General features: G+C 57.9%; 24 protein-coding genes. 7 read left to right on the forward strand and 17 right to left on the reverse strand.

Going from position 1 to position 17,428, the window contains the following annotated elements:
- Positions 1-199: 199 nt before the first annotated feature.
- On the forward strand, positions 200-595 hold the full coding sequence (locus JFU47_RS02550; protein WP_201180573.1) for a hypothetical protein: 396 nt from the start codon (positions 200-202) through the stop codon (positions 593-595).
- 159 nt (positions 596-754) lie between these two features.
- On the opposite strand, the gene JFU47_RS02555 is transcribed toward JFU47_RS02550, so the two are convergent.
- From JFU47_RS02555 to JFU47_RS02590, 8 genes are all read right to left on the reverse strand, one after another.
- Positions 755-1,039: a hypothetical protein gene (locus JFU47_RS02555; protein WP_123364916.1), complete on the reverse strand. Its 285-nt coding sequence runs from the start codon at positions 1,037-1,039 to the stop codon at positions 755-757.
- Between the two features lie 322 nt (positions 1,040-1,361).
- Positions 1,362-1,592, reverse strand: coding sequence for a hypothetical protein (locus tag JFU47_RS02560; RefSeq protein WP_010460746.1), 231 nt, complete (start codon positions 1,590-1,592; stop codon positions 1,362-1,364).
- A 125-nt stretch (positions 1,593-1,717) separates the two neighbouring features.
- A complete protein-coding gene (locus JFU47_RS02565) occupies positions 1,718-1,939 on the reverse strand; it encodes a hypothetical protein (protein ID WP_123364917.1) in 222 nt (73 codons plus the stop codon).
- 72 nt (positions 1,940-2,011) lie between these two features.
- Positions 2,012-3,052: a DNA topoisomerase IB gene (locus JFU47_RS02570; protein WP_201180575.1), complete on the reverse strand. Its 1,041-nt coding sequence runs from the start codon at positions 3,050-3,052 to the stop codon at positions 2,012-2,014.
- A 75-nt stretch (positions 3,053-3,127) separates the two neighbouring features.
- Positions 3,128-4,207 (reverse strand): molybdenum ABC transporter ATP-binding protein, encoded by a 1,080-nt coding sequence (gene modC, locus JFU47_RS02575; RefSeq protein ID WP_201180577.1) that lies wholly within the window; start codon positions 4,205-4,207, stop codon positions 3,128-3,130.
- A 3-nt stretch (positions 4,208-4,210) separates the two neighbouring features.
- Positions 4,211-4,891: a molybdate ABC transporter permease subunit gene (gene modB / locus JFU47_RS02580; RefSeq protein ID WP_201180581.1), complete on the reverse strand. Its 681-nt coding sequence runs from the start codon at positions 4,889-4,891 to the stop codon at positions 4,211-4,213.
- The gene (gene modA, locus JFU47_RS02585) at positions 4,892-5,659 is read right to left on the reverse strand and encodes a molybdate ABC transporter substrate-binding protein (RefSeq protein WP_140678353.1); all 768 of its coding nucleotides are present in this window, start codon (positions 5,657-5,659) and stop codon (positions 4,892-4,894) included.
- 159 nt (positions 5,660-5,818) lie between these two features.
- Positions 5,819-6,883, reverse strand: coding sequence for an NAD(P)H-dependent flavin oxidoreductase (locus tag JFU47_RS02590; protein ID WP_201180582.1), 1,065 nt, complete (start codon positions 6,881-6,883; stop codon positions 5,819-5,821).
- Positions 6,884-7,072: 189 nt separating this feature from the next.
- On the opposite strand from JFU47_RS02590, the gene acuI reads away from it, so the two are divergent.
- Complete coding sequence (gene acuI, locus JFU47_RS02595) at positions 7,073-8,056, forward strand: acrylyl-CoA reductase (NADPH) (RefSeq protein WP_201180584.1); 984 nt, start codon at positions 7,073-7,075, stop codon at positions 8,054-8,056.
- A 52-nt stretch (positions 8,057-8,108) separates the two neighbouring features.
- Positions 8,109-8,597, forward strand: a complete 489-nt coding sequence (locus JFU47_RS02600) for a GyrI-like domain-containing protein (RefSeq protein ID WP_201180586.1) — start codon at positions 8,109-8,111, stop codon at positions 8,595-8,597.
- On the opposite strand, the gene ada is transcribed toward JFU47_RS02600, so the two are convergent.
- From ada to JFU47_RS02630, 6 genes are all read right to left on the reverse strand, one after another.
- Positions 8,561-9,634 carry a bifunctional DNA-binding transcriptional regulator/O6-methylguanine-DNA methyltransferase Ada gene (gene ada / locus JFU47_RS02605; protein ID WP_201180588.1) on the reverse strand — a complete coding sequence of 358 codons (1,074 nt, stop codon included), beginning with the start codon at positions 9,632-9,634 and terminating at the stop codon, positions 8,561-8,563. The genes JFU47_RS02600 and ada overlap by 37 nt on opposite strands.
- Before the next feature lie 85 nt (positions 9,635-9,719).
- Positions 9,720-10,385, reverse strand: coding sequence for a DNA oxidative demethylase AlkB (gene alkB, locus JFU47_RS02610; protein ID WP_201180590.1), 666 nt, complete (start codon positions 10,383-10,385; stop codon positions 9,720-9,722).
- Positions 10,386-10,389: 4 nt separating this feature from the next.
- On the reverse strand, positions 10,390-11,094 hold the full coding sequence (locus JFU47_RS02615; RefSeq protein WP_201180592.1) for a 2OG-Fe(II) oxygenase: 705 nt from the start codon (positions 11,092-11,094) through the stop codon (positions 10,390-10,392).
- Complete coding sequence (locus JFU47_RS02620; RefSeq protein ID WP_201180594.1) at positions 11,091-11,597, reverse strand: methylated-DNA--[protein]-cysteine S-methyltransferase; 507 nt, start codon at positions 11,595-11,597, stop codon at positions 11,091-11,093. The genes JFU47_RS02615 and JFU47_RS02620 overlap by 4 nt, the downstream gene beginning before the upstream one ends.
- A 127-nt stretch (positions 11,598-11,724) precedes the next feature.
- Positions 11,725-11,901 (reverse strand): hypothetical protein, encoded by a 177-nt coding sequence (locus tag JFU47_RS02625; protein WP_160171629.1) that lies wholly within the window; start codon positions 11,899-11,901, stop codon positions 11,725-11,727.
- A gap of 29 nt (positions 11,902-11,930) precedes the next feature.
- Entirely contained in the window at positions 11,931-12,233 is a 303-nt protein-coding gene (locus JFU47_RS02630; RefSeq protein WP_024164534.1) for a DUF1883 domain-containing protein, read from the reverse strand.
- Positions 12,234-12,445: 212 nt separating this feature from the next.
- On the opposite strand from JFU47_RS02630, the gene JFU47_RS02635 reads away from it, so the two are divergent.
- Both JFU47_RS02635 and JFU47_RS02640 read left to right on the forward strand, forming a co-directional pair.
- Entirely contained in the window at positions 12,446-12,802 is a 357-nt protein-coding gene (locus tag JFU47_RS02635) for a hypothetical protein (RefSeq protein ID WP_140678368.1), read from the forward strand.
- A 72-nt stretch (positions 12,803-12,874) separates the two neighbouring features.
- Complete coding sequence (locus tag JFU47_RS02640; protein WP_134420142.1) at positions 12,875-13,105, forward strand: hypothetical protein; 231 nt, start codon at positions 12,875-12,877, stop codon at positions 13,103-13,105.
- An 11-nt stretch (positions 13,106-13,116) separates the two neighbouring features.
- On the opposite strand, the gene JFU47_RS02645 is transcribed toward JFU47_RS02640, so the two are convergent.
- Together JFU47_RS02645 and JFU47_RS02650 are read right to left on the reverse strand one after the other, a co-directional pair.
- Positions 13,117-13,398 carry a hypothetical protein gene (locus tag JFU47_RS02645; RefSeq protein ID WP_123365041.1) on the reverse strand — a complete coding sequence of 94 codons (282 nt, stop codon included), beginning with the start codon at positions 13,396-13,398 and terminating at the stop codon, positions 13,117-13,119.
- A 139-nt stretch (positions 13,399-13,537) separates the two neighbouring features.
- Entirely contained in the window at positions 13,538-13,726 is a 189-nt protein-coding gene (locus JFU47_RS02650) for a hypothetical protein (protein WP_074876938.1), read from the reverse strand.
- A gap of 258 nt (positions 13,727-13,984) precedes the next feature.
- Here JFU47_RS02650 and galU point away from each other — a divergent pair, with 258 nt between their 5' ends.
- Both galU and gorA read left to right on the forward strand, forming a co-directional pair.
- On the forward strand, positions 13,985-14,824 hold the full coding sequence (gene galU, locus JFU47_RS02655; RefSeq protein WP_076030977.1) for a UTP--glucose-1-phosphate uridylyltransferase GalU: 840 nt from the start codon (positions 13,985-13,987) through the stop codon (positions 14,822-14,824).
- 130 nt (positions 14,825-14,954) lie between these two features.
- The gene (gene gorA, locus JFU47_RS02660; RefSeq protein ID WP_201180596.1) at positions 14,955-16,313 is read left to right on the forward strand and encodes a glutathione-disulfide reductase; all 1,359 of its coding nucleotides are present in this window, start codon (positions 14,955-14,957) and stop codon (positions 16,311-16,313) included.
- Here gorA and JFU47_RS02665 read toward each other — a convergent pair.
- Positions 16,310-17,329, reverse strand: coding sequence for a DNA-binding protein (locus JFU47_RS02665; protein ID WP_201180604.1), 1,020 nt, complete (start codon positions 17,327-17,329; stop codon positions 16,310-16,312). The two genes, gorA and JFU47_RS02665, sit on opposite strands and share 4 nt — an antisense overlap.
- Positions 17,330-17,428 lie beyond the last annotated feature (99 nt).

Genomic DNA, 17,428 nt, shown 5'->3' on the forward strand with positions numbered 1-17,428 from the left:
CAACACCGTCGGCGCAATTTGGTTCGATAGAACCCTAGTTGAAGAATCTGTTTACTGCCAAAAAAATGCATGGCAATGGTGCACATCTCGCTGACGCCGCTATTGATCTTATCGTCAAAAGATATATAGATCGGTTTGGGGTTATCCAGTTTTAGATGTTACGTTTTCTGAATATAAAAAATTGTAAGGGGTGGAAGTGATGAGTAAGTTATTGACTGCCATTGCTGTAGCGTTCTTACTCTCTGGATGTTCTTCTGCACCTCAGACTCCAAACGATGCCCATACCCCCGCACCTGCTGGGGCGAAGCAGTTAAGCGGGGATGAAATTCACCAGGTGTTGATTGGTCGTGAGCTCAAAAGCAAAACCGCCAAAGGCGAGCCGTTCTCGGAAACATTGAGTCCTGGCGGAGCAGCGTTAATTAAAATCGCTAATTATCCAGAGGTTAAAGGTAATTGGACTGTGGCGGGTGACGTGATTTGCGTCACCTATAAAGAATATGGAAAGGAATGCAATACCGTGCACAGTGATGGCGCTTCAATTTGGCTTGTAGACCAAAATACAAAGAAAACTAACAATAAATTCAGTGTGCATTAATTAAGTATCATCGAACTAACGCACGCCCGTTATCTTAATAGGAGGCGGCCATCAAGCACGGTGGTGAAGAGATACAGCACCCAAACGCATGTCGTTGCTGGAAATCATGGCGCCAGCGGCCGGATCGAGTGAACTCGATTCAGCCGCCGATGCTGTCAGCTAAACGAAAGGCTGACCGGTGAAACCACGAGGCAATCGTTGCAGTCCTTTCATGGCGGTGAGCCGTTCGACCCAGGCCGCACGCCAGTCATTGGCTGTATGCGTAACTTTGGCTTTGCGTGCGGCGCGGCGTGCAGCGTTGCGCTGATCTTTGCGCGCATCCTTGAACGCGTCGGTGTTTCGGCAGCTTCTGCATTTCACCCGGGTCAGTTCGCTGGTTGAAACGAGCTTGCTGCCTTTGTGACCGCAGGCCAGATGCCCGCCGACTTTGAAGTGAGTAACCATCAGACGTCTCCTTCGTTGCGTGTAATGGTTTGACCTCTAGCGTACGGCGACGTTCGTTGACTGATTGTTCGTTGACTATTGATGGACAAAAAAAGGCCCGCATGCGGGCGGGCCAGGGGGATTCTTCAAAGGAGTCCGGTCAATCTAGAGCCTGAGATGTGAATGCCGTGTGAAATGGATTGCTTAGCCATAAAAAAGCCCAGCGCCAGGCTGGGTTGGGGATGTAGCGGGAAGCGCTCAGGCAAGGACGCACCCGGTGACGATAAGGTCGCCGTTCATGCGTCCTGAATCAGGCCGTGTCCTTGAGGATGTCCGGATCGAATCATCTGAACCGAGGCAGGGGCGGGTCGACAGGTTTGAGCGACGACAGCGTATTGCGAATCAGTGGCGCGTCCTTCTCGATGTCGTTCAGCCGATCACGGATTCTGAGGGCCGTCGGGTGCCCGCCTTGATGATCGACCCAGTCGGCGATTTCCTTGCATGCCGCTGCCAGGCGAGCCTGACGGGAGTCGAGCAGGGTGAGCAGCGTGGTGATGGACTCTTTTTCGGACATGGCAAACACCTCCGTTCAAGAAACCTGTAGTTGGCAGCAAAAAGCCCGCGGGGAGCGAGCTGTCTGCCGATGGGGTCGCTGTTCCTTCAGCTTTTTCAGTATAGCCCCCTAAAAGGCAGGTGACCTTAGCCTTGTCGGGCTGTCACTTGCGACCTGGCATTGAGCTGCCAGCATTCACGCCGGGCGTCTTCTTCACGATCGAAACCGTCACCGATGAAGCCGCGGGTCCGTGTATCGGCGATGCGATACCAGACGGCGGCGTCGGGTGGTGGATGATCGGTTTCTCCGGCCCGGCGACCATGGATGATGATCTTGTTGCATCGTTTCACAACGAAAATGTCTTCCATGGCGTCACCGCAGCTAATTCAGGTTCACAACAACTATAGAAGCCATTTGCAATCGTGCAAAAAATAGACAGGTCAGTTCGTCGCCTCAGCCATTGCGACCCTCAGCTCCAAAAACATCGACAGGCCGACTTCCTCTGCCCGGAGCCCTTTGCGCGCGCGTGGCCTGGGCAGCTTAGCCAAAGCACCCAAAAGAAAACCATCGAGCACCGCCGGGTGGATGTAGCACTTGCGGCAGACAGCCGGGGTGTTGCCCAGTTGTTTGGCAACGTTCTTGACCATCTCCACCACATGCCGCTTGGCATCCGACTCAGGCTCCCACTGCAGTTCACGCAAAACCGCCAACGCCAAGGCGCTGCCGGCCCAGGTTCGGTAATCCTTGGCAGTGAAGTCGGCACCTGTGAGGGTTTGCAGGTAGGCGTTGACGTCGGAGGAACTGATGGTGTGCCGCTCACCGTTTTCATCCAGGTACTGAAACAGGTTTTGCCCGGGAATTTCCAGGCAGCGTTTGATGATCCGCGCCAGGCGTCGGTCTTTCACGGTGATCTGGTGCTCGATACCGCTCTTGCCGCGGAACTGGAACAGGATCGCATTGCCGTTGACCTCGACGTGACGGTTGCGCAGGGTGGTCAAGCCGTAGGACCGGTTGTCCCGAGCGTACTGGGTGTTGCCGACCCGGATCAGCGTCGCATCGAGCAAGGTGATGACCGTGGCCATGACCTTGTCGCGGCTGAAACCGGGAGCCGCCAACAGTGCTTCAAGCTGTTTGCGAAGTTTCGGCAGGGCCAGGCCGAAGTCCCGCAGGCGTGAGTACTTGTCGGCATCGCGCACTTCTCGCCAGCGTGGGTGATAACGGTATTGCTTGCGACCTCGGGCATCACGACCGGTAGCTTGCAGATGGCCGCGCGGGTCTGCGCAGATCCACACATCGGTGTAGGCCGGGGGCACGGCGAGGGCGTTGATGCGTTTGATCTCATCTTGATCGGTGATGCGCTGACCCGCAGGGTCGTAATAGCAGAACTTGCCGCGCAGTTTCTTGCGGGTGATGCCGGGCTGGGTGTCATCGACGTAATGCAGGTCGGATGGCAGCACATCGGACAGCGCGATATCGGGCATGGCGGTAGTCCTTGGCAATGGATCAGGGGCCGTTACAGCCATTGACCGCACGCCGTTGCAGTCGTGCCAGCGGATTTACGCCAGCACCGCCACCGCCTTGATCTGTGCCCAGAGTTGCTGGCCGGGATGCACGCCCAATTGGTCCCGTGAATAGCGGGTGATCCGCGCCAGCAGCGGCGTGCCGCCAGCGTCCAGACGGACCAGCACGTGGGCGACGTTGTCGGCGCCCATTTCACTGATCACGGTGACCGGCAGGCGATTGAGGATGCTGCTTTGCTCGACACTTTGCAGGCTCAGGCTGACATCCCGCGCCTGAACCTTGCAGCGCAGCGCCTGACCCAGTGTCATCGGCGAGTGAGCCACGCGAATGTTCAGGGTCGTGTTCGGCAGTTGCAGGGTCAGCAACTGATAGTCGGGGTCATAGGCACTGACGTGCCCCTCGATGACCACGCCGGCGTCGTCGCCCAGCGCCAGGGGCAGGTCGAGACGGGCCAGCGTTTCGCCAATAGCGCCGCTGGCCAGCGCCTTGCCGTTACTGAGCAAGACGAGGTGGTCGGCCAGCCGCGCGACTTCATCCTGCGAGTGGCTGACGTACAGCACCGGGATGTCCAGTTCATCGTGCAGTCTCTGCAGGTACGGCAGGATTTCGTTTTTGCGCTGGCTATCCAATGCTGCCAGCGGCTCATCCATCAGCAACAGTTTCGGGCTGGTGAGCAGGGCGCGGGCGATGCCGACGCGCTGCCGTTCTCCGCCGGAAAGGTGCTGCGGATGGCGATCCAGCAGATGGCCGATCCCGAGCAGTTCAGTCGCGTGAGCCATGTCGACCCGTCGCTGTTGGCGAGGGATGCGCTTGAGGCCGAACTCCAGATTGGCCAGCACCGACAGATGCGGAAACAGGCTGGCTTCCTGGAAGACGTAACCCAGCGCACGTTTGTGTGGTGGCACGAAAATCTTCTTGTCGCTGTCCTGCCAGACTTCATCGTTGACCTGGATGAAGCCCTGCTCGGCCTTCTCCAGGCCAGCAATGCAGCGCAGGCAGGTGGTCTTGCCCGAACCGGAATGACCGTAAAGTGCAGTGACGCCGCGGCCGGGCAATTGCAGATCCACCTCCAGGGCGAACCCTGAATACTTCAGTTTCAGACGCGTATGAATCATCGATCAGCTCCAGCCCGCTTTGGTTTTACGGCTGGAGTAGAGCGCCAGCAACACAATAAAGGAGAACACCAGCATCGCTCCGGCCAGCCAATGGGCCTGGGCGTATTCCATGGCTTCGACGTGATCGTAGATCTGCACCGAGACCACGCGGGTTTTATCGGGAATGTTGCCGCCGATCATCAGCACCACGCCGAACTCACCGACGGTGTGGGCAAAACCGAGAATGGCCGCGGTGATGAAACCGGGGCGGGCCAGCGGCAGGATCACGCTGAAAAACGTATCCCAGGGATTGGCACGTAAGGTCGCGGCCACTTCCAGGGGGCGAGTGCCAATGGCGGAAAAAGCATTTTGCAGTGGCTGGACCACGAATGGCATCGAGTAGAGCACCGAGCCGATCACTAGCCCTGCAAAACTGAAGGTGAGGGTGCCGAGCCCCAGTGATTGGGTGAAGTGGCCGATAAACCCGTTAGGACCGAGCGCCAGCAACAGATAAAAGCCAATCACCGTCGGCGGCAGCACCAGGGGCAGGGCGACGATCGCCCCGACCGGGCCGCGCAACCACGAGCGAGTGCGCGATAGCCATAACGCAATCGGAGTGCCGATGACCAGCAGGATAACTGTCGTCAGGGACGCCAGTTTCAGGGTCAGCCAGATGGCGGAAAAGTCGGCATTTGATAGCGTCATTTAGAGTTGGTAACCGTAGGATTTGATGACAGCGGCGGCTTTTGGACCTTTGAGGTAGTCAACCAGCGCCTTGGCAGCCGGGTTGTCCTTGCCTTTGTTGAGGATCACCGCGTCTTGTTTGATCGGCTCGTGCATGCTGGCCGGAACGATCCAGGCCGAACCGCTGGTGACTTTGCCGTCTTTGTAGATCTGCGACAAGGCCACAAAACCGAGTTCGGCGTTGCCGGTGGAGACGAATTGATAGGCCTGGGTGATGTTCTGGCCTTCAACGATCTTGGCTTTGACCTTGTCGGTCAGGTCCAGCTTGGCCAGCACCTGAGTAGCGGCCAGACCGTAAGGTGCGGCTTTCGGGTTGGCGATGGACAAATGCTGATACTGGTTGTCGCTCAGCACTTTGCCTTTGGCATCGACATAACCTTCCTTGGCCGACCACAGCGCCAGGGTGCCGATGGCGTAGGTGAAGCGCGAGCCCTTGACCGTGTCGCCTTCGGTTTCGAGTTTTTGCGGGGTGGTGTCGTCCGCCGAGAGGAACACTTCGAACGGCGCGCCATTTTTGATCTGGGTGTAGAACTGGCCGGTTGCACCAAAGGAAGTGACCAGTTTATGCCCGGTGTCTTTTTCGAAATCAGCGGCGATCGCCTGAATGGGTGCAGTGAAGTTGGCGGCGACAGCAACCTGGACTTCGTCCGCCTGGGCGGACCCGAAAGCGAACACTGCGAGCAGGGTTGCCAGGCAGGTGGGGGCAAAACGTGAGGCACGAATGGTCATGAAACGGCTCCGTGGCAGGCAAGTGCAGAGAGGGGGGTAAACGCTATATAGCGGAATATATAGCGAAATGCCTGCAAACGGAATGTGCTGAATGCACGTTATTGCGACCACGCATGACCCTGTAGCAGCTGCCGAAGGCTGCTGCTACAGGTGAGTGTCTTAGCGACTCACCAACTTCGCCAATCCTTCCTCAGCCAGCTTCCGGGTCAACTCCGCCGTGGTCATTTCAACGCCCAGCGTGAATGCCTGACCCGCCCAGAGGTTGCTGAAATCAGCTTCTCCCTTGGCCCGCAACGGCATCAGCGCACCACCTGCCAGCGGGAAGGCTGGTGCTTTGGCGCTCATGGGCCCGAGTTCGCGCATCACCCGATTGAGAATGCCGCGCGCCGGACGTCCGGTGAAAATGTTAGTGACGGCTGTCTCACTTTCCTTGGCCGTGCGCAACGCCTTGTGATGAGATGCACTGACCTTGGCCTCTGGCGTGAACAAGTACGCCGTGCCCACTTGCACCGCCGAAGCCCCCAACAGGAACGCTGCCGCGACGCCTCGTGCATCGGCAATCCCGCCGGCAGCAATCACCGGCACCTTCACCGCATCGACGATCTGGGGCACCAGCGCAAAGATCCCCACCTGGCTGCTCAGATCATCACTGAGAAACATGCCCCGATGGCCGCCGGCTTCATACCCCATGGCAATGATTGCGTCACAACCGTGCTGCTCGAGCCAAATGGCCTCATCGACCGTGGTGGCCGAGGAGAGCACTTTGGCGCCAGTGGCTTTCACGCGGTCCAGCAGGGACTTTTCCGGTAGACCGAAGTGGAAACTCACGACTTCGGGGCGAAACTCTTCGATCACTTCGCAGGCCGCGTTATCGAACGGTGCTCGATTGGACACCGGCGTCGGCGCGTCGAAGTCCACGCCAAGTTCTCGGTAGTAGGGTTCCAGCAGATTCTTCCAGTCTCGAGCGCGTTGCTCATCCGCGGCGGGAGTCTGATGGCAGAAGTAGTTGACGTTGATCGGGCGCTGAGTGTTCTGACGAATCGTTTTCAGCTCCTCGCGCAACTGATCGATGCTCAACATGGCGGCAGGCATGGAGCCCAGGCCGCCGGCGTTACTGGCTGCGATAACCATGGTTGAACCGGTCGCGCCGGCCATGGGAGCCTGGATAATCGGCAGCTCAATGCCCAGCAGGTCAAGAATGCGGGTGTCTGGCCATTTGCTCATTTGAAAGGTTCTCCGACGTCATAACAGGGCAGGGACGGTAGGACCGTTTTTGTATCAGCAATAACTGATACAAGGCCAGTCGAGTTTTCCTGTCGTGTGCCATTCTTGGCTTAAAGTCGAGTACGGTGAAAGGTTGCGATGTGTTATTTCAATTGCACCACAACTGAGTGATTCCAATAGGAGACAGCGATGTTTCAAGGCATTTTGATCGACAAAGACGACAGCGGTTACCGGGCCACACTGCAAGAGATCAATGACGATCAACTGCCCGAGGGCGATGTGACTGTGCGTGTGGCGTACAGCACGCTGAACTTCAAGGATGGCCTCGCGATCACCGGCAGCAGCCCGGTGGTGCGAAAATTCCCGATGGTGCCGGGTATTGATCTGGCAGGCACTGTCGAAGTCAGTGGGCATCCGGACTACAAGGTCGGCGATCAAGTCGTACTCAATGGTTGGGGTGTAGGCGAAGGACATTGGGGCGGACTGGCGCAGAAGGCTCGCTTGAATGGCGACTGGTTGATTCCGCTACCCAAGGAGTTCACTGCGGCACAAGCGATGGCCATCGGCACGGCGGGTTACACGGCGATGCTGAGTATCCTGGCGCTGGAACATAATGGCGTGACGCCCGATCAGGGCGAGGTATTGGTCACCGGCGCCAATGGCGGTGTAGGCAGTTTCGCCATCGCCCTGCTGAACAAGCTCGGCTATCGGGTGGTCGCGTCCACCGGTCGAACCTCCGAGCACGATTACCTCAAGCAACTGGGCGCAAGCGAAATCATCGACCGCGCCACGCTGTCCGAGCCGGGCAAACCCTTGGCCAAGGAGCGCTGGGCGGCGGTCATCGACTCGGTCGGCAGCCACACGTTGGCCAATGCCTGTGCCAGCACCAAGGCCAATGGCACTGTCGCCGCGTGTGGCCTGGCGCAAGGTATGGACTTCCCGGCTTCAGTCGCACCGTTCATTTTGCGCGGCGTGACCCTGGCCGGGATCAACAGCGTGACTCAGCCCAAAGCCAGGCGGATACTGGCCTGGAATCGTCTGGCGAAGGATCTGGATTTCGCTCTGCTGCCGCTGATCAGCCATGAAATCGGCTTGAGCGAAGTGATCGAGGCCGCGCCGCGCCTGCTCGCCGGTCAATTGCGTGGGCGGGTGGTGGTCGACGTCAATCGTTGACTGTTTCACCCTCAATCAAACAGACAAATTACAGAGACAAGGACTATCGACCATGGATGTAAAGCAGCGTGAAGTGCGGCCCTTTAGCGTCTCGGGCCTGCAAGTGCGCACCTGCAATGCCGCAGAGCAGCAACCAGACACTGCGCGCATCGGCCCGATGTGGGAACAATTTTTCGTTGAGGACATCTTCGACAAGATCCCCCACAAACAGCCGGATTCCTTCATGTACGGCGTCTATTCCAACTACGAGTCCGACGCTTCGGGCCACTTCGATGTGACCGCGGGGGTGGCGGTCACCGCGCCCTCCGAGGACTTTGCGCAGGTTCAGGTGGAAGGAGGCGATTATCTGGTGTTCAGCGCCAAAGGGGCGATGCCGGACAGCGTCATTCAGGCTTGGGGCCTGATCTGGGCCTATTTCAAGGACAACCCGCAGATTTGCCGCTCGTTCGCCACAGACTTCGAGGTCTATACCAGCCCGGATTCAGTGTCGGTCTATATCGGCATTCAGGACTCAGACGGGTTTTCGCGCTCAAGCAACTGACGCTTGCGCTCCACACCCCAGCGGTAGCCCGACAGGTTGCCGTCGCTGCGCACCACGCGGTGGCACGGAATCGCCACCGCCAGGTTGTTCGCGCCGCAGGCTTGAGCCACGGCGCGCATCGCTTTTGGCGCGCCGATTCGTTGAGCGATATCGGCGTAGCTGGCAGTGCAGCCAGCGGGAATCTCCCGCAGGGCTTGCCAGACCCGTTCTTGAAAAGCGGTGCCACGCACATCCAGTGGCAAGTCCAGGCCCAGGGCCGGCGCTTCGATAAAACCAACCACCTTGGCGATCAGTTGCTCGAACCCTTGGTCGGCGCCAATCAGATTCGCACGTCGAAACTTGTCCTGCAGATCGCAGACCAATTGGTGCGGGTCATCGCCCAGCAGGATCGCGCAAACACCCCGTTCACTCTGCGCCACCAGAATCGCTCCCAGAGAACACTGGCCGACGGCAAAACGAATGTCGTTGTTCTGACCGGCGGCGCGGTAATCACCGGGTTTCATGCCCAATAGTTGATCGGCGGATTCATAGAAACGGCTGTTGGAGTTGAAGCCTGCGTCATACAGCGCGTCGGTCACCGAGTCTCCGTCCGCGAGGCGCTCACGGACCCTGCGTGAACGATGGGCCGCGGCGTAACCCTTGGGCGTCAGACCGGTAACCGCTTTGAACACACGATGGAAGTGAAAGCTACTGAGGCCCGCAGCAACAGCCAGTTCGCTCAGGACAGGCAGATTCTCCGCGGTTTCGATCTGGCGGCAAGCGGCCGCCACAGTCGCAGCATGTTGCGCGGCGATGTCGCTTTGATCCTTCGCGGCGCGTTTGCTTGGGCGATAACCCGCCGCCTGGGCCTGCTCGGCCGTGTCGAAGAACTCGACGTTCTGCGGTTTCGGCAAACGCGCCAGGCTGCTGGGGCGGCAGTAAATGCCGGTGGTTTTCACCGCATACACAAACTGTCCGTCTGCCCGGGGATCACGCGCGACGACGGCGGCCCAGCGCGGATCGTTCTCGGTGGCAATCTTTGTCGAATGGCTTGTCATGGCTTCATGTCCTGACCTGTTTCATGCAGATTAACCAGCCGACGGGGTCGCTGCACCCCGGGTCTTGCGGTCGAATTCGAAGGCTTCATCCCGCGGTACGAAAGGTGAAGTTGATCCGTTGTTCGCCCAGTCGCGGGTGTTGGCCGTCCTTGATCGGCAAGACCCCGTGATAACGCAAACGATCCACGCCACCCCACACCACGATGTCGCCATGGAACAGCGGCACTCGTTGGCTTTTATCGCTGCGTTCGAAGCCGCCGAACAGGAACATCGCCGGCAATCCCAGGGACACTGAAACAATGGGCGCTGCGTAGGAAACTTCGTCTTTGTCCTGGTGCAACGACATCTTGGCCCCGGGAACGTAACGGTTAATCAAGCAGGAATCAGGCACGAAATCCGCAAACCCCGCTTCCCGCGCCGCCGCTTGTGCCAGTTCGAAAAACACCTCGGGCATTTTCGGCCAGGGTTTTCCGGTCAGCGGATCATCGCGGGTATAACGATAACCGCTGCGGTCGGTGGTCCAGCCCAGCGCGCCGCAACTGCTCAAGGCGACCGACATGGTAAAGCCCCCGGGCGTGATCATCTGACGAAACGGTGCCGCCGCCAGAACTGCGTCCAGTGCGGGCAGCAACTGATCCAGCCAGGGAAGGGCAAAGCCTCTGAGGACGCAGGACTGTTCGCCGATACGATCTAGCCTGGGTTGCTGCTCGGGTTCCGCGTCGGCAAACAAGTCGAAGGTGATCGGGTTCATGGGGTCATAACGCGTCGTGAAAGATGATTCCAAGGGTATGCCGTTTTCCGCTGTGCAGGCGACTCACGCCGTGGCGCAGGGTGACCCGGTAATAGCCACGAACGCCTTTGACCGGTCGTTGGTTGACGGCAAAGATCAGTGCGTCACCTTTCTTCAGGCCGATGACCTGAGGGCGCGACTGCATCCGTGGGCGCTGCTCCGTCAGCACGAACTCGCCGCCGGTGAAGTCTTCGCCCGGCTCTGACAGAAGAATCGCCACTTGCAGCGGGAAGACGTGTTCGCCGTACAGGTCCTGATGCAAGCAGTTGTAGTCCTGCGGTCCATATTGCAGCAACAGCGGCGTCGGGCGTTCCTGACCGGCGGCATGGCAGCGGTCGAGGAACGCTTCATGGGTTTCCGGGAAACGGGTCGGCAGGTCCATATGCTCGTACCAGCGATTGGCAATGGGCACCAATCGAGGATAGAGCGCACTGCGCAAACGGGCGACGACATCTGGCAACGGGTATTTGAAGTACTTGTACTCGCCACGGCCAAAGCCGTGACGGGCCATGATTACTTGCGAGCGAAACGGTTCGGCACTGGCATACAGAGCGCTGACTTCATCGCACGTGGCGTGGCTTAAAAGCGACCTGATAATTGCGCAGCCATCCTGATCGAGCTGCTGCTCGAGCATGACCCAGTCCAGTCCAGCGAGGGATTGCTCACTCATCGCTGTGCCTCACGATCCAGCAGTTGCCGTTTGCGCTCCAGCCCCCAACGGTAGCCGCCGAGGCTGCCATCCTGACGCAGCACTCGATGGCACGGCACGATCACCGCCAGCGGGTTCGCTCCGCAGGCATTGGCCACCGCCCGAAAAGCCGTGGGTTGCCCCAGTTGTCGAGCGATGTCCAGATAGCTGGCGGTTTCACCCAGCGGTATTTGCCGCAGGGCATTCCAGACTCGCCGTTGAAACACGCTGCCCGTCAGATCCAGCGGTAAATCCAGGGTGCTGCGCGGGTCTTCGAGGTGGCGCAGGGTTTGCTCCAGCGCAGGCATAAAGCCTTCATCGCGCTGCGGTGCTTGTTGGCCGGGGAAGCGTCGCGAAAGATCTCGCTCCAGCGTTGCCAGATCATCACCGATCAGCAGCGCACACAAACCCTCGGCGCTGAACGCCAGCAGCAAGACGCCAAGACTGGAAGGGCTACTGATGAAGCGAATCGAGGAAGTAGGCATGTTCTGACTCCTTAACCAAAGGTTGAGGTGGCCAGTCTAGGGAGGGGCGACTTGGTTAACACTCCGGCGCTTGCGGTTGAATTCCAGAGGGCAGGAGCAGACGTCCATGTTGTCGCTCCGGATCCCGTTACAGCGCTTTGCTGACGCTTATGTCGCTGATGACGTCTTCGCTCGAACCATGAAGCGCATCCAGCGCGGCCTTGGCTTCTTCTTCGGTGCCTTTTTCAAGCTGGGCAAATTCGAAGCGACGCTCACCATTGAGTTTGTATTTGATGACGTACTTGGTCGTTTGGGCCACGGTCATACCTGCTTGTCTTCGTGTTTGGGTGTCACTCAGCTCAGTTTCGTGCTGGAGCGGCGGATGATCTTGATGGTGTGAGTCAGGGTCGGTTTGCGAGTTACGCTGATCGGCCGGCGGTTGACCGTGTCGATGGTGATGTTCCAGAAACCGGTGCTCGGTGCAGTAATCCGGGCAGGGAAAGTGTCAAATGCTCCGCCATGGTAAGTGTGGCGGCCGCCATTCTTGAAGCTGCGGAAATTGGCGTCGTTCATCAAGCGGATATTGCATGTTTGGGAGCATTGAATGACGACGATGTCGTCTTCGTTGAGGTGCTCGCGCTGGTGGATAAATTTCATGAGGCGCCTCCAGAAGGGCTTTTTCTACAAAATCAAAACGATAGCATGTGCGATTGGCGCAGTTTATCAGCCCGAACGGGTTATTATCCGGTCGTCGAGGTCTGCTTTGACAATTAAAAACTGTTATACGGAATTTTATGAGCGATAAACGCAGCGAGCCTCGGAGAAAAACAGCATTTGTACTGTCGGAGTCTCTTTATCGGAGGTGTTGTATGAAGTGGGGTGTGCTGTTCCTGCCTATGGCGATAGCGATGAGTGGTTGTGCGAGTGTCTCGGAGATCAATGAGACGCTACCGACCATGAGCGTGATTTCAGGCAAGAAGCCTCAGGAGTACGCGCAATGCCTCACCGAGAAGCTGGCCAGCAGCCGGGGAGCCCTGCAAGTCGAGCCGCACAAGGACGGTATGCGAGTCATCGTGCCGCAGAAGTTCTCCTCGGGGCCGGCCGCGGTATTTGATATCGAAGACCGCTCCACTGGCAGCAGCATCAAGTTGCATGAGCGTATCTCCAATGTGCCGTTGCGCCCCATGGATGTACGCAATGCCGCTACGGCGTGCATTTCCGGCTGATAGACTGTCGCCCGTCAGCACCGATGCCGCCAAAGCAGCGCTTTGGCGGCATTGTCATTTCTGGAGTCGAGCATGAAGCGAGAGCAGGTACGGGAGCGCCATGCAGAGGGTCACATCTCTGCCACCCACGTGATTCAGAATCCGGCGAATTCGGGAGAATGGATCGTGTTTTTCAAGAAAAGCGCTGGGCGCAGTTATTTTCTGGTGGATGAAAACGATGAAGTCGAATCTTTCAGTAGCCTCGATGATTTGATCGAGACGGTGCGCGGCCTCGGGATCAAGTTCGCCGAAATTCACATGTAGGGCAGGGCGCCTTACTTGCAGACCACCACGACATTGCGGTTCTTGTAGTTGCCGACGTCGACACCCAGGGTCTTGTCGCTTTCCTTGGTCGAAGGTGTACCGTCGGTACCGACGATCCGATAGCCGGTGCCGGCGCAAGAGGCATCGGCTTTTTCGTAGCAGGTGGCCCAGGAATTAGCTTCCCCGGAGCAGTCTATGGCCAGGCCTTGCTCGCCGTTGTTCAGGTAGGTCGTTTCGGAAGTGGCGCAGCCGCTCAGGGCCAGTGCCGCGATCAGTGGCAAAAATTTATTCATGTCGATGTCGTCGTCAGGATGAAGGGGCTGAGCCTGTGACAGCGCTGGCATCAAAAGGTTATAGCGAATGGCCACTTCGTGGCAGGAAATCACAAAAAAGCCCTGCGCGAGGCAGGGCTTGGGTCGAGTCCGGTGCTTCTCAGGACTTGTCCTTGCCGCGACGCTTCGGGGCTGGGTGTTCGAGCTCCAAAACAGATGCCACTTCAATCGCCGACGCTTCGGTAGGGAAAGGCCCAGCGATATTTTCGCCACCTGCACTGTCTACCCACCACTGGCCGTCTTTCGCCTGATTGATCAGGAACCCGTTGACACTTTTTGCTTCCGACATCTATCTGCCTCGTTGGCTGGTTCAATCGCGCAATGATAGCGCCAAATGCACCCAACGGGTGCTGATGGTGTAGGATTCGTGGTCGTGCAGATCTGATGGTCTGTGCTATCTATAAAGGCTGCGGAGCTATCTCGGGAACTATCCGCGAAAATATTTCTCTATGATGGCATCGGTTAGCCAGCGCGGGGCATTGTAAGGTGCACACCGCCTGATTAGACTGCGCCGAAACTCGTACACACAGCCCTATCAAGGACTTATATGATCAAGAAATGCTTGTTCCCAGCAGCCGGTTACGGTACTCGCTTCCTGCCAGCGACTAAAGCCATGCCCAAAGAAATGCTGCCGGTGGTAAACAAGCCACTGATCCAGTACGGCGTCGAAGAAGCACTGGACGCTGGGTTGACCGAAATCTCCATCGTGACCGGTCGCGGCAAACGCGCTCTGGAAGACCACTTCGACATCAGCTACGAGCTGGAAAACCAGATCAAGGGCACCGACAAGGAAAAATACCTGGTCGGTATCCGCAAACTGTTGGACGAGTGCTCGTTCTCCTACACTCGTCAGACCGAAATGAAAGGCTTGGGCCACGCGATCCTGACTGGCCGCCCACTGATCGGTGACGAACCGTTCGCGGTAGTGCTGGCGGACGACTTGTGCGTCAACCTTGAAGGCGACGGCGTCCTGACCCAGATGGTCAAGCTGTACGAGCAGTATCGCTGCACCATCGTTGCGATCCAGGAAGTGGATCCGATGGAAACCAACAAGTACGGCGTGATCGCCGGCGAGCTGATCGCTGATGATTTGTACCGCGTTCGCAACATGGTCGAAAAACCAGCCCCGGAAGACGCACCGTCGAACCTGGCGATCATCGGTCGTTACATCCTGACGCCGGATATTTTCGAGCTGATCAAACAAACCGAGCCAGGCAAAGGCGGCGAGATTCAAATCACCGACGCCCTGATGAAGCAGGCGAAAAACGGTTGCGTGATTGCCTACAAGTTCAAGGGCCAGCGTTTTGACTGCGGTGGCGCTGAAGGCTACATCGAGGCCACCAACTTCTGCTTCGAGAACTTCTACAAGACTGGCAAGGCCTACTGATAGCGCCTGACCCACTTGTATTGAAAAGCCACCTTCGGGTGGCTTTTTCATTTTCCGTCCCCATATCGATTGCAGCGCTTGCCCAACGGATGTCTGCGGGTATGCTTGTGGACTGCCGAGGAGATTGAAAATGGCCTACGATTTTGACCTTTATGTGATTGGCGCCGGTTCCGGCGGTGTGCGGGCTGCGCGTTTTGCTGCCGGTTTTGGCGCGAAAGTGGCTGTGGCCGAGAGCCGCTACCTGGGTGGCACTTGTGTGAATGTCGGCTGTGTGCCGAAGAAGCTGCTGGTCTACGGCGCACACTTCGCCGAAGACTTCGAGCAGTCGCAAGGTTTTGGCTGGACGCCGGGCGAAGCGAAGTTCGATTGGGCGACGCTGATCGCCAACAAGGATCGCGAGATCAATCGCCTGAACGGTATCTATCGCAATCTGCTGGTTAACAGTGGTGTGACCTTGCATGAAGGCCACGCCAAAATCGTTGATCCGCACCAGGTCGAGATCAATGGCAAGCGTTACACCGCCAAAAACATCCTGATTGCTACCGGCGGATGGCCACAGATTCCGGAGATTCCGGGGCATGAGCATGCAATCAGTTCTAACCAGGCGTTCTTCCTCAAAGAGCTGCCCAAGCGCGTTCTGGTCGTAGGCGGTGGTTACATCGCCGTTGAATTCGCCGGGATCTTCCACGGTCTGGGTGCCGACACCACGTTGCTTTATCGCGGTGAGCTGTTCCTGCGCGGCTTCGACGGTGCAGTGCGCAAACACCTGCAGGAAGAGCTGACGAAGCGCGGCATGGACCTGCAATTCAACGCCGACATCGAGCGTATCGACAAGCAGTCCGATGGCAGCCTGAAGGTGACCCTCAAGGACGGCCGTGAGCTGGAAGCGGATTGTGTGTTCTACGCCACCGGTCGACGTCCGATGCTCGATAATCTTGGGCTGGAAAACACCGGGGTCAAACTCGACAAGAAAGGTTTCGTCGAGGTCGACGAGCAGTATCAGACTGCTGAACCGTCGATCCTGGCGCTGGGCGATGTGATCGGTCGGGTTCAGCTGACGCCGGTGGCGTTGGCGGAAGGCATGGCCGTGGCGCGGCGCTTGTTCAAGCCTGAGCAGTATCGCCCGGTCGATTACAAGATGATCCCGACCGCGGTCTTCAGCTTGCCGAACATCGGTACGGTCGGTTTCACCGAGGAAGAAGCCCGGGAGGCCGGTCACGATGTGGTGATCTTCGAAAGCCGCTTCCGTCCAATGAAACTGACCCTGACCGAATGCCAGGAGCGCACCCTGATGAAACTGGTGGTGGACGCCAAGACCGACAAGGTTCTGGGCTGTCACATGGTCGGTCCGGAGGCTGGGGAAATTGTGCAGGGCCTGGCGATCGCCTTGAAGGCGGGTGCTACCAAGCGCGATTTCGATGAAACCATCGGCGTGCACCCGACTGCCGCCGAAGAGTTCGTCACCATGCGCACGCCGGTCGCAGGTTAATCGTCCTTTTGGGGCTCTGATGCGTCTGGCGCTGTCGCAATGACGGCCGCCAGGCGCACGCTCTCATCGAGGCTCGCCTGAGTCTTGAGCAACTCAATTTCCAGCGCTTTGTTTATCTGCGTCTGCTCGTCGACACTCTGTTTCAACGACTGACTTTCTAGCAGGGCTGCGCGCAAACGTTCCTGGAGGAGGGTGCGTTCGCTGTCGATACGGTTGACCTGTTCCAGCAGTTGATCCTGTCGAGCGTTGGTTTGCTTGAGTTGATCCTGCAGCAGGCTCAGCTCTCTCAGGGTGCCACGGTTCTCTGTCAACAAGCGCTCGTTGTCGCGGTGCAGTTGCGTGATCTCATCCTGGCGTACCAATGCGCTTTGCTGGGCCTGGCGCAATTCCATCTGAATCTGCTGCACCTGGCTTTCGTGGCGGCGTTGTTCCTGCTCGCGTTGTTCTTTGACAGCGTTGCGATAATGTTCCAGGGCATCGCGAGCGTGCAGGTGCTTTTCTTCCAGTGAGCGAATCTGCTCATCCTTGTCTTGCAAGCGTAATTCGAAATCGGCCAGCGCCTGGTTCAGTCCGGCGTTGCGGGTTTGTTCGGTCTGCAGCATGGCGCCGGTTTCTTGCAGGCTCTCGGACTCTTGAGTCAGTGCCAGGCTTTGTATCTCGTACTGCTGATGCAATTCGCCATTGGCTTGTTGAGCTTCCTTCAGCTGTATTTCCAACTCTTTTCGCTGCTGATCGAACTGCGTGCGTGCCTGGTCGATGGGTTCTTGCGCCTGTTCCTTGAGGCGTTGTGCCAGGCGTGAGACCAAACCTGCCAGCTCATCATCAATGGGTTCTGGCGGCACTTCGGCGCGCTCGGTGCCGTCATCCAGCTCCTTCAGATAGCGATGAATCGTGGTTTTCGAGCCCGTGTTGCCCATTTCGATCCGTACCGCATCGATGCTTGGGTTTTCACCGCGCGCCAGAATTGCCAAGCGTGCTGCCTGGACCACTGCTTTATTTACACCGCCACGAGCCATGAGTTCTCCTACGATTTCGTACTGTGGTACATGCCACTTAATTACACAATGTACCACGCTAACGTAAAACTTAAAATACGTTAGGTATTCATGCGGGAT

This window comes from Pseudomonas sp. TH39(2020) (genome assembly GCF_016650715.1).
In the GTDB taxonomy this organism is placed as follows: domain Bacteria; phylum Pseudomonadota; class Gammaproteobacteria; order Pseudomonadales; family Pseudomonadaceae; genus Aquipseudomonas; species Aquipseudomonas mandelii_C.

Bases quoted from the DNA above. Each gene is read 5' to 3' on its own strand.
- JFU47_RS02630 (WP_024164534.1), bottom strand. From the start codon at position 12,233: ATGAAATTTATCCACCAGCGCGAGCACCTCAACGAAGACGACATCGTC.
- JFU47_RS02555 (WP_123364916.1), bottom strand. From the start codon at position 1,039: ATGGTTACTCACTTCAAAGTCGGCGGGCATCTGGCCTGCGGTCACAAA.
- JFU47_RS02635 (WP_140678368.1), top strand. From the start codon at position 12,446: ATGAAGTGGGGTGTGCTGTTCCTGCCTATGGCGATAGCGATGAGTGGT.
- JFU47_RS02600 (WP_201180586.1), top strand. From the start codon at position 8,109: ATGGATGTAAAGCAGCGTGAAGTGCGGCCCTTTAGCGTCTCGGGCCTG.
- modC (WP_201180577.1), bottom strand. From the start codon at position 4,207: ATGATTCATACGCGTCTGAAACTGAAGTATTCAGGGTTCGCCCTGGAG.
- ada (WP_201180588.1), bottom strand. From the start codon at position 9,634: ATGACAAGCCATTCGACAAAGATTGCCACCGAGAACGATCCGCGCTGG.
- gorA (WP_201180596.1), top strand. From the start codon at position 14,955: ATGGCCTACGATTTTGACCTTTATGTGATTGGCGCCGGTTCCGGCGGT.
- JFU47_RS02570 (WP_201180575.1), bottom strand. From the start codon at position 3,052: ATGCCCGATATCGCGCTGTCCGATGTGCTGCCATCCGACCTGCATTAC.
- acuI (WP_201180584.1), top strand. From the start codon at position 7,073: ATGTTTCAAGGCATTTTGATCGACAAAGACGACAGCGGTTACCGGGCC.
- JFU47_RS02560 (WP_010460746.1), bottom strand. From the start codon at position 1,592: ATGTCCGAAAAAGAGTCCATCACCACGCTGCTCACCCTGCTCGACTCC.
- JFU47_RS02565 (WP_123364917.1), bottom strand. From the start codon at position 1,939: ATGGAAGACATTTTCGTTGTGAAACGATGCAACAAGATCATCATCCAT.
- JFU47_RS02590 (WP_201180582.1), bottom strand. From the start codon at position 6,883: ATGAGCAAATGGCCAGACACCCGCATTCTTGACCTGCTGGGCATTGAG.
- JFU47_RS02640 (WP_134420142.1), top strand. From the start codon at position 12,875: ATGAAGCGAGAGCAGGTACGGGAGCGCCATGCAGAGGGTCACATCTCT.
- JFU47_RS02625 (WP_160171629.1), bottom strand. From the start codon at position 11,901: ATGACCGTGGCCCAAACGACCAAGTACGTCATCAAATACAAACTCAAT.
- JFU47_RS02665 (WP_201180604.1), bottom strand. From the start codon at position 17,329: ATGGCTCGTGGCGGTGTAAATAAAGCAGTGGTCCAGGCAGCACGCTTG.
- modB (WP_201180581.1), bottom strand. From the start codon at position 4,891: ATGACGCTATCAAATGCCGACTTTTCCGCCATCTGGCTGACCCTGAAA.
- JFU47_RS02620 (WP_201180594.1), bottom strand. From the start codon at position 11,597: ATGCCTACTTCCTCGATTCGCTTCATCAGTAGCCCTTCCAGTCTTGGC.
- modA (WP_140678353.1), bottom strand. From the start codon at position 5,659: ATGACCATTCGTGCCTCACGTTTTGCCCCCACCTGCCTGGCAACCCTG.
- galU (WP_076030977.1), top strand. From the start codon at position 13,985: ATGATCAAGAAATGCTTGTTCCCAGCAGCCGGTTACGGTACTCGCTTC.
- JFU47_RS02650 (WP_074876938.1), bottom strand. From the start codon at position 13,726: ATGTCGGAAGCAAAAAGTGTCAACGGGTTCCTGATCAATCAGGCGAAA.
- JFU47_RS02645 (WP_123365041.1), bottom strand. From the start codon at position 13,398: ATGAATAAATTTTTGCCACTGATCGCGGCACTGGCCCTGAGCGGCTGC.
- alkB (WP_201180590.1), bottom strand. From the start codon at position 10,385: ATGAACCCGATCACCTTCGACTTGTTTGCCGACGCGGAACCCGAGCAG.
- JFU47_RS02615 (WP_201180592.1), bottom strand. From the start codon at position 11,094: ATGAGTGAGCAATCCCTCGCTGGACTGGACTGGGTCATGCTCGAGCAG.
- JFU47_RS02550 (WP_201180573.1), top strand. From the start codon at position 200: ATGAGTAAGTTATTGACTGCCATTGCTGTAGCGTTCTTACTCTCTGGA.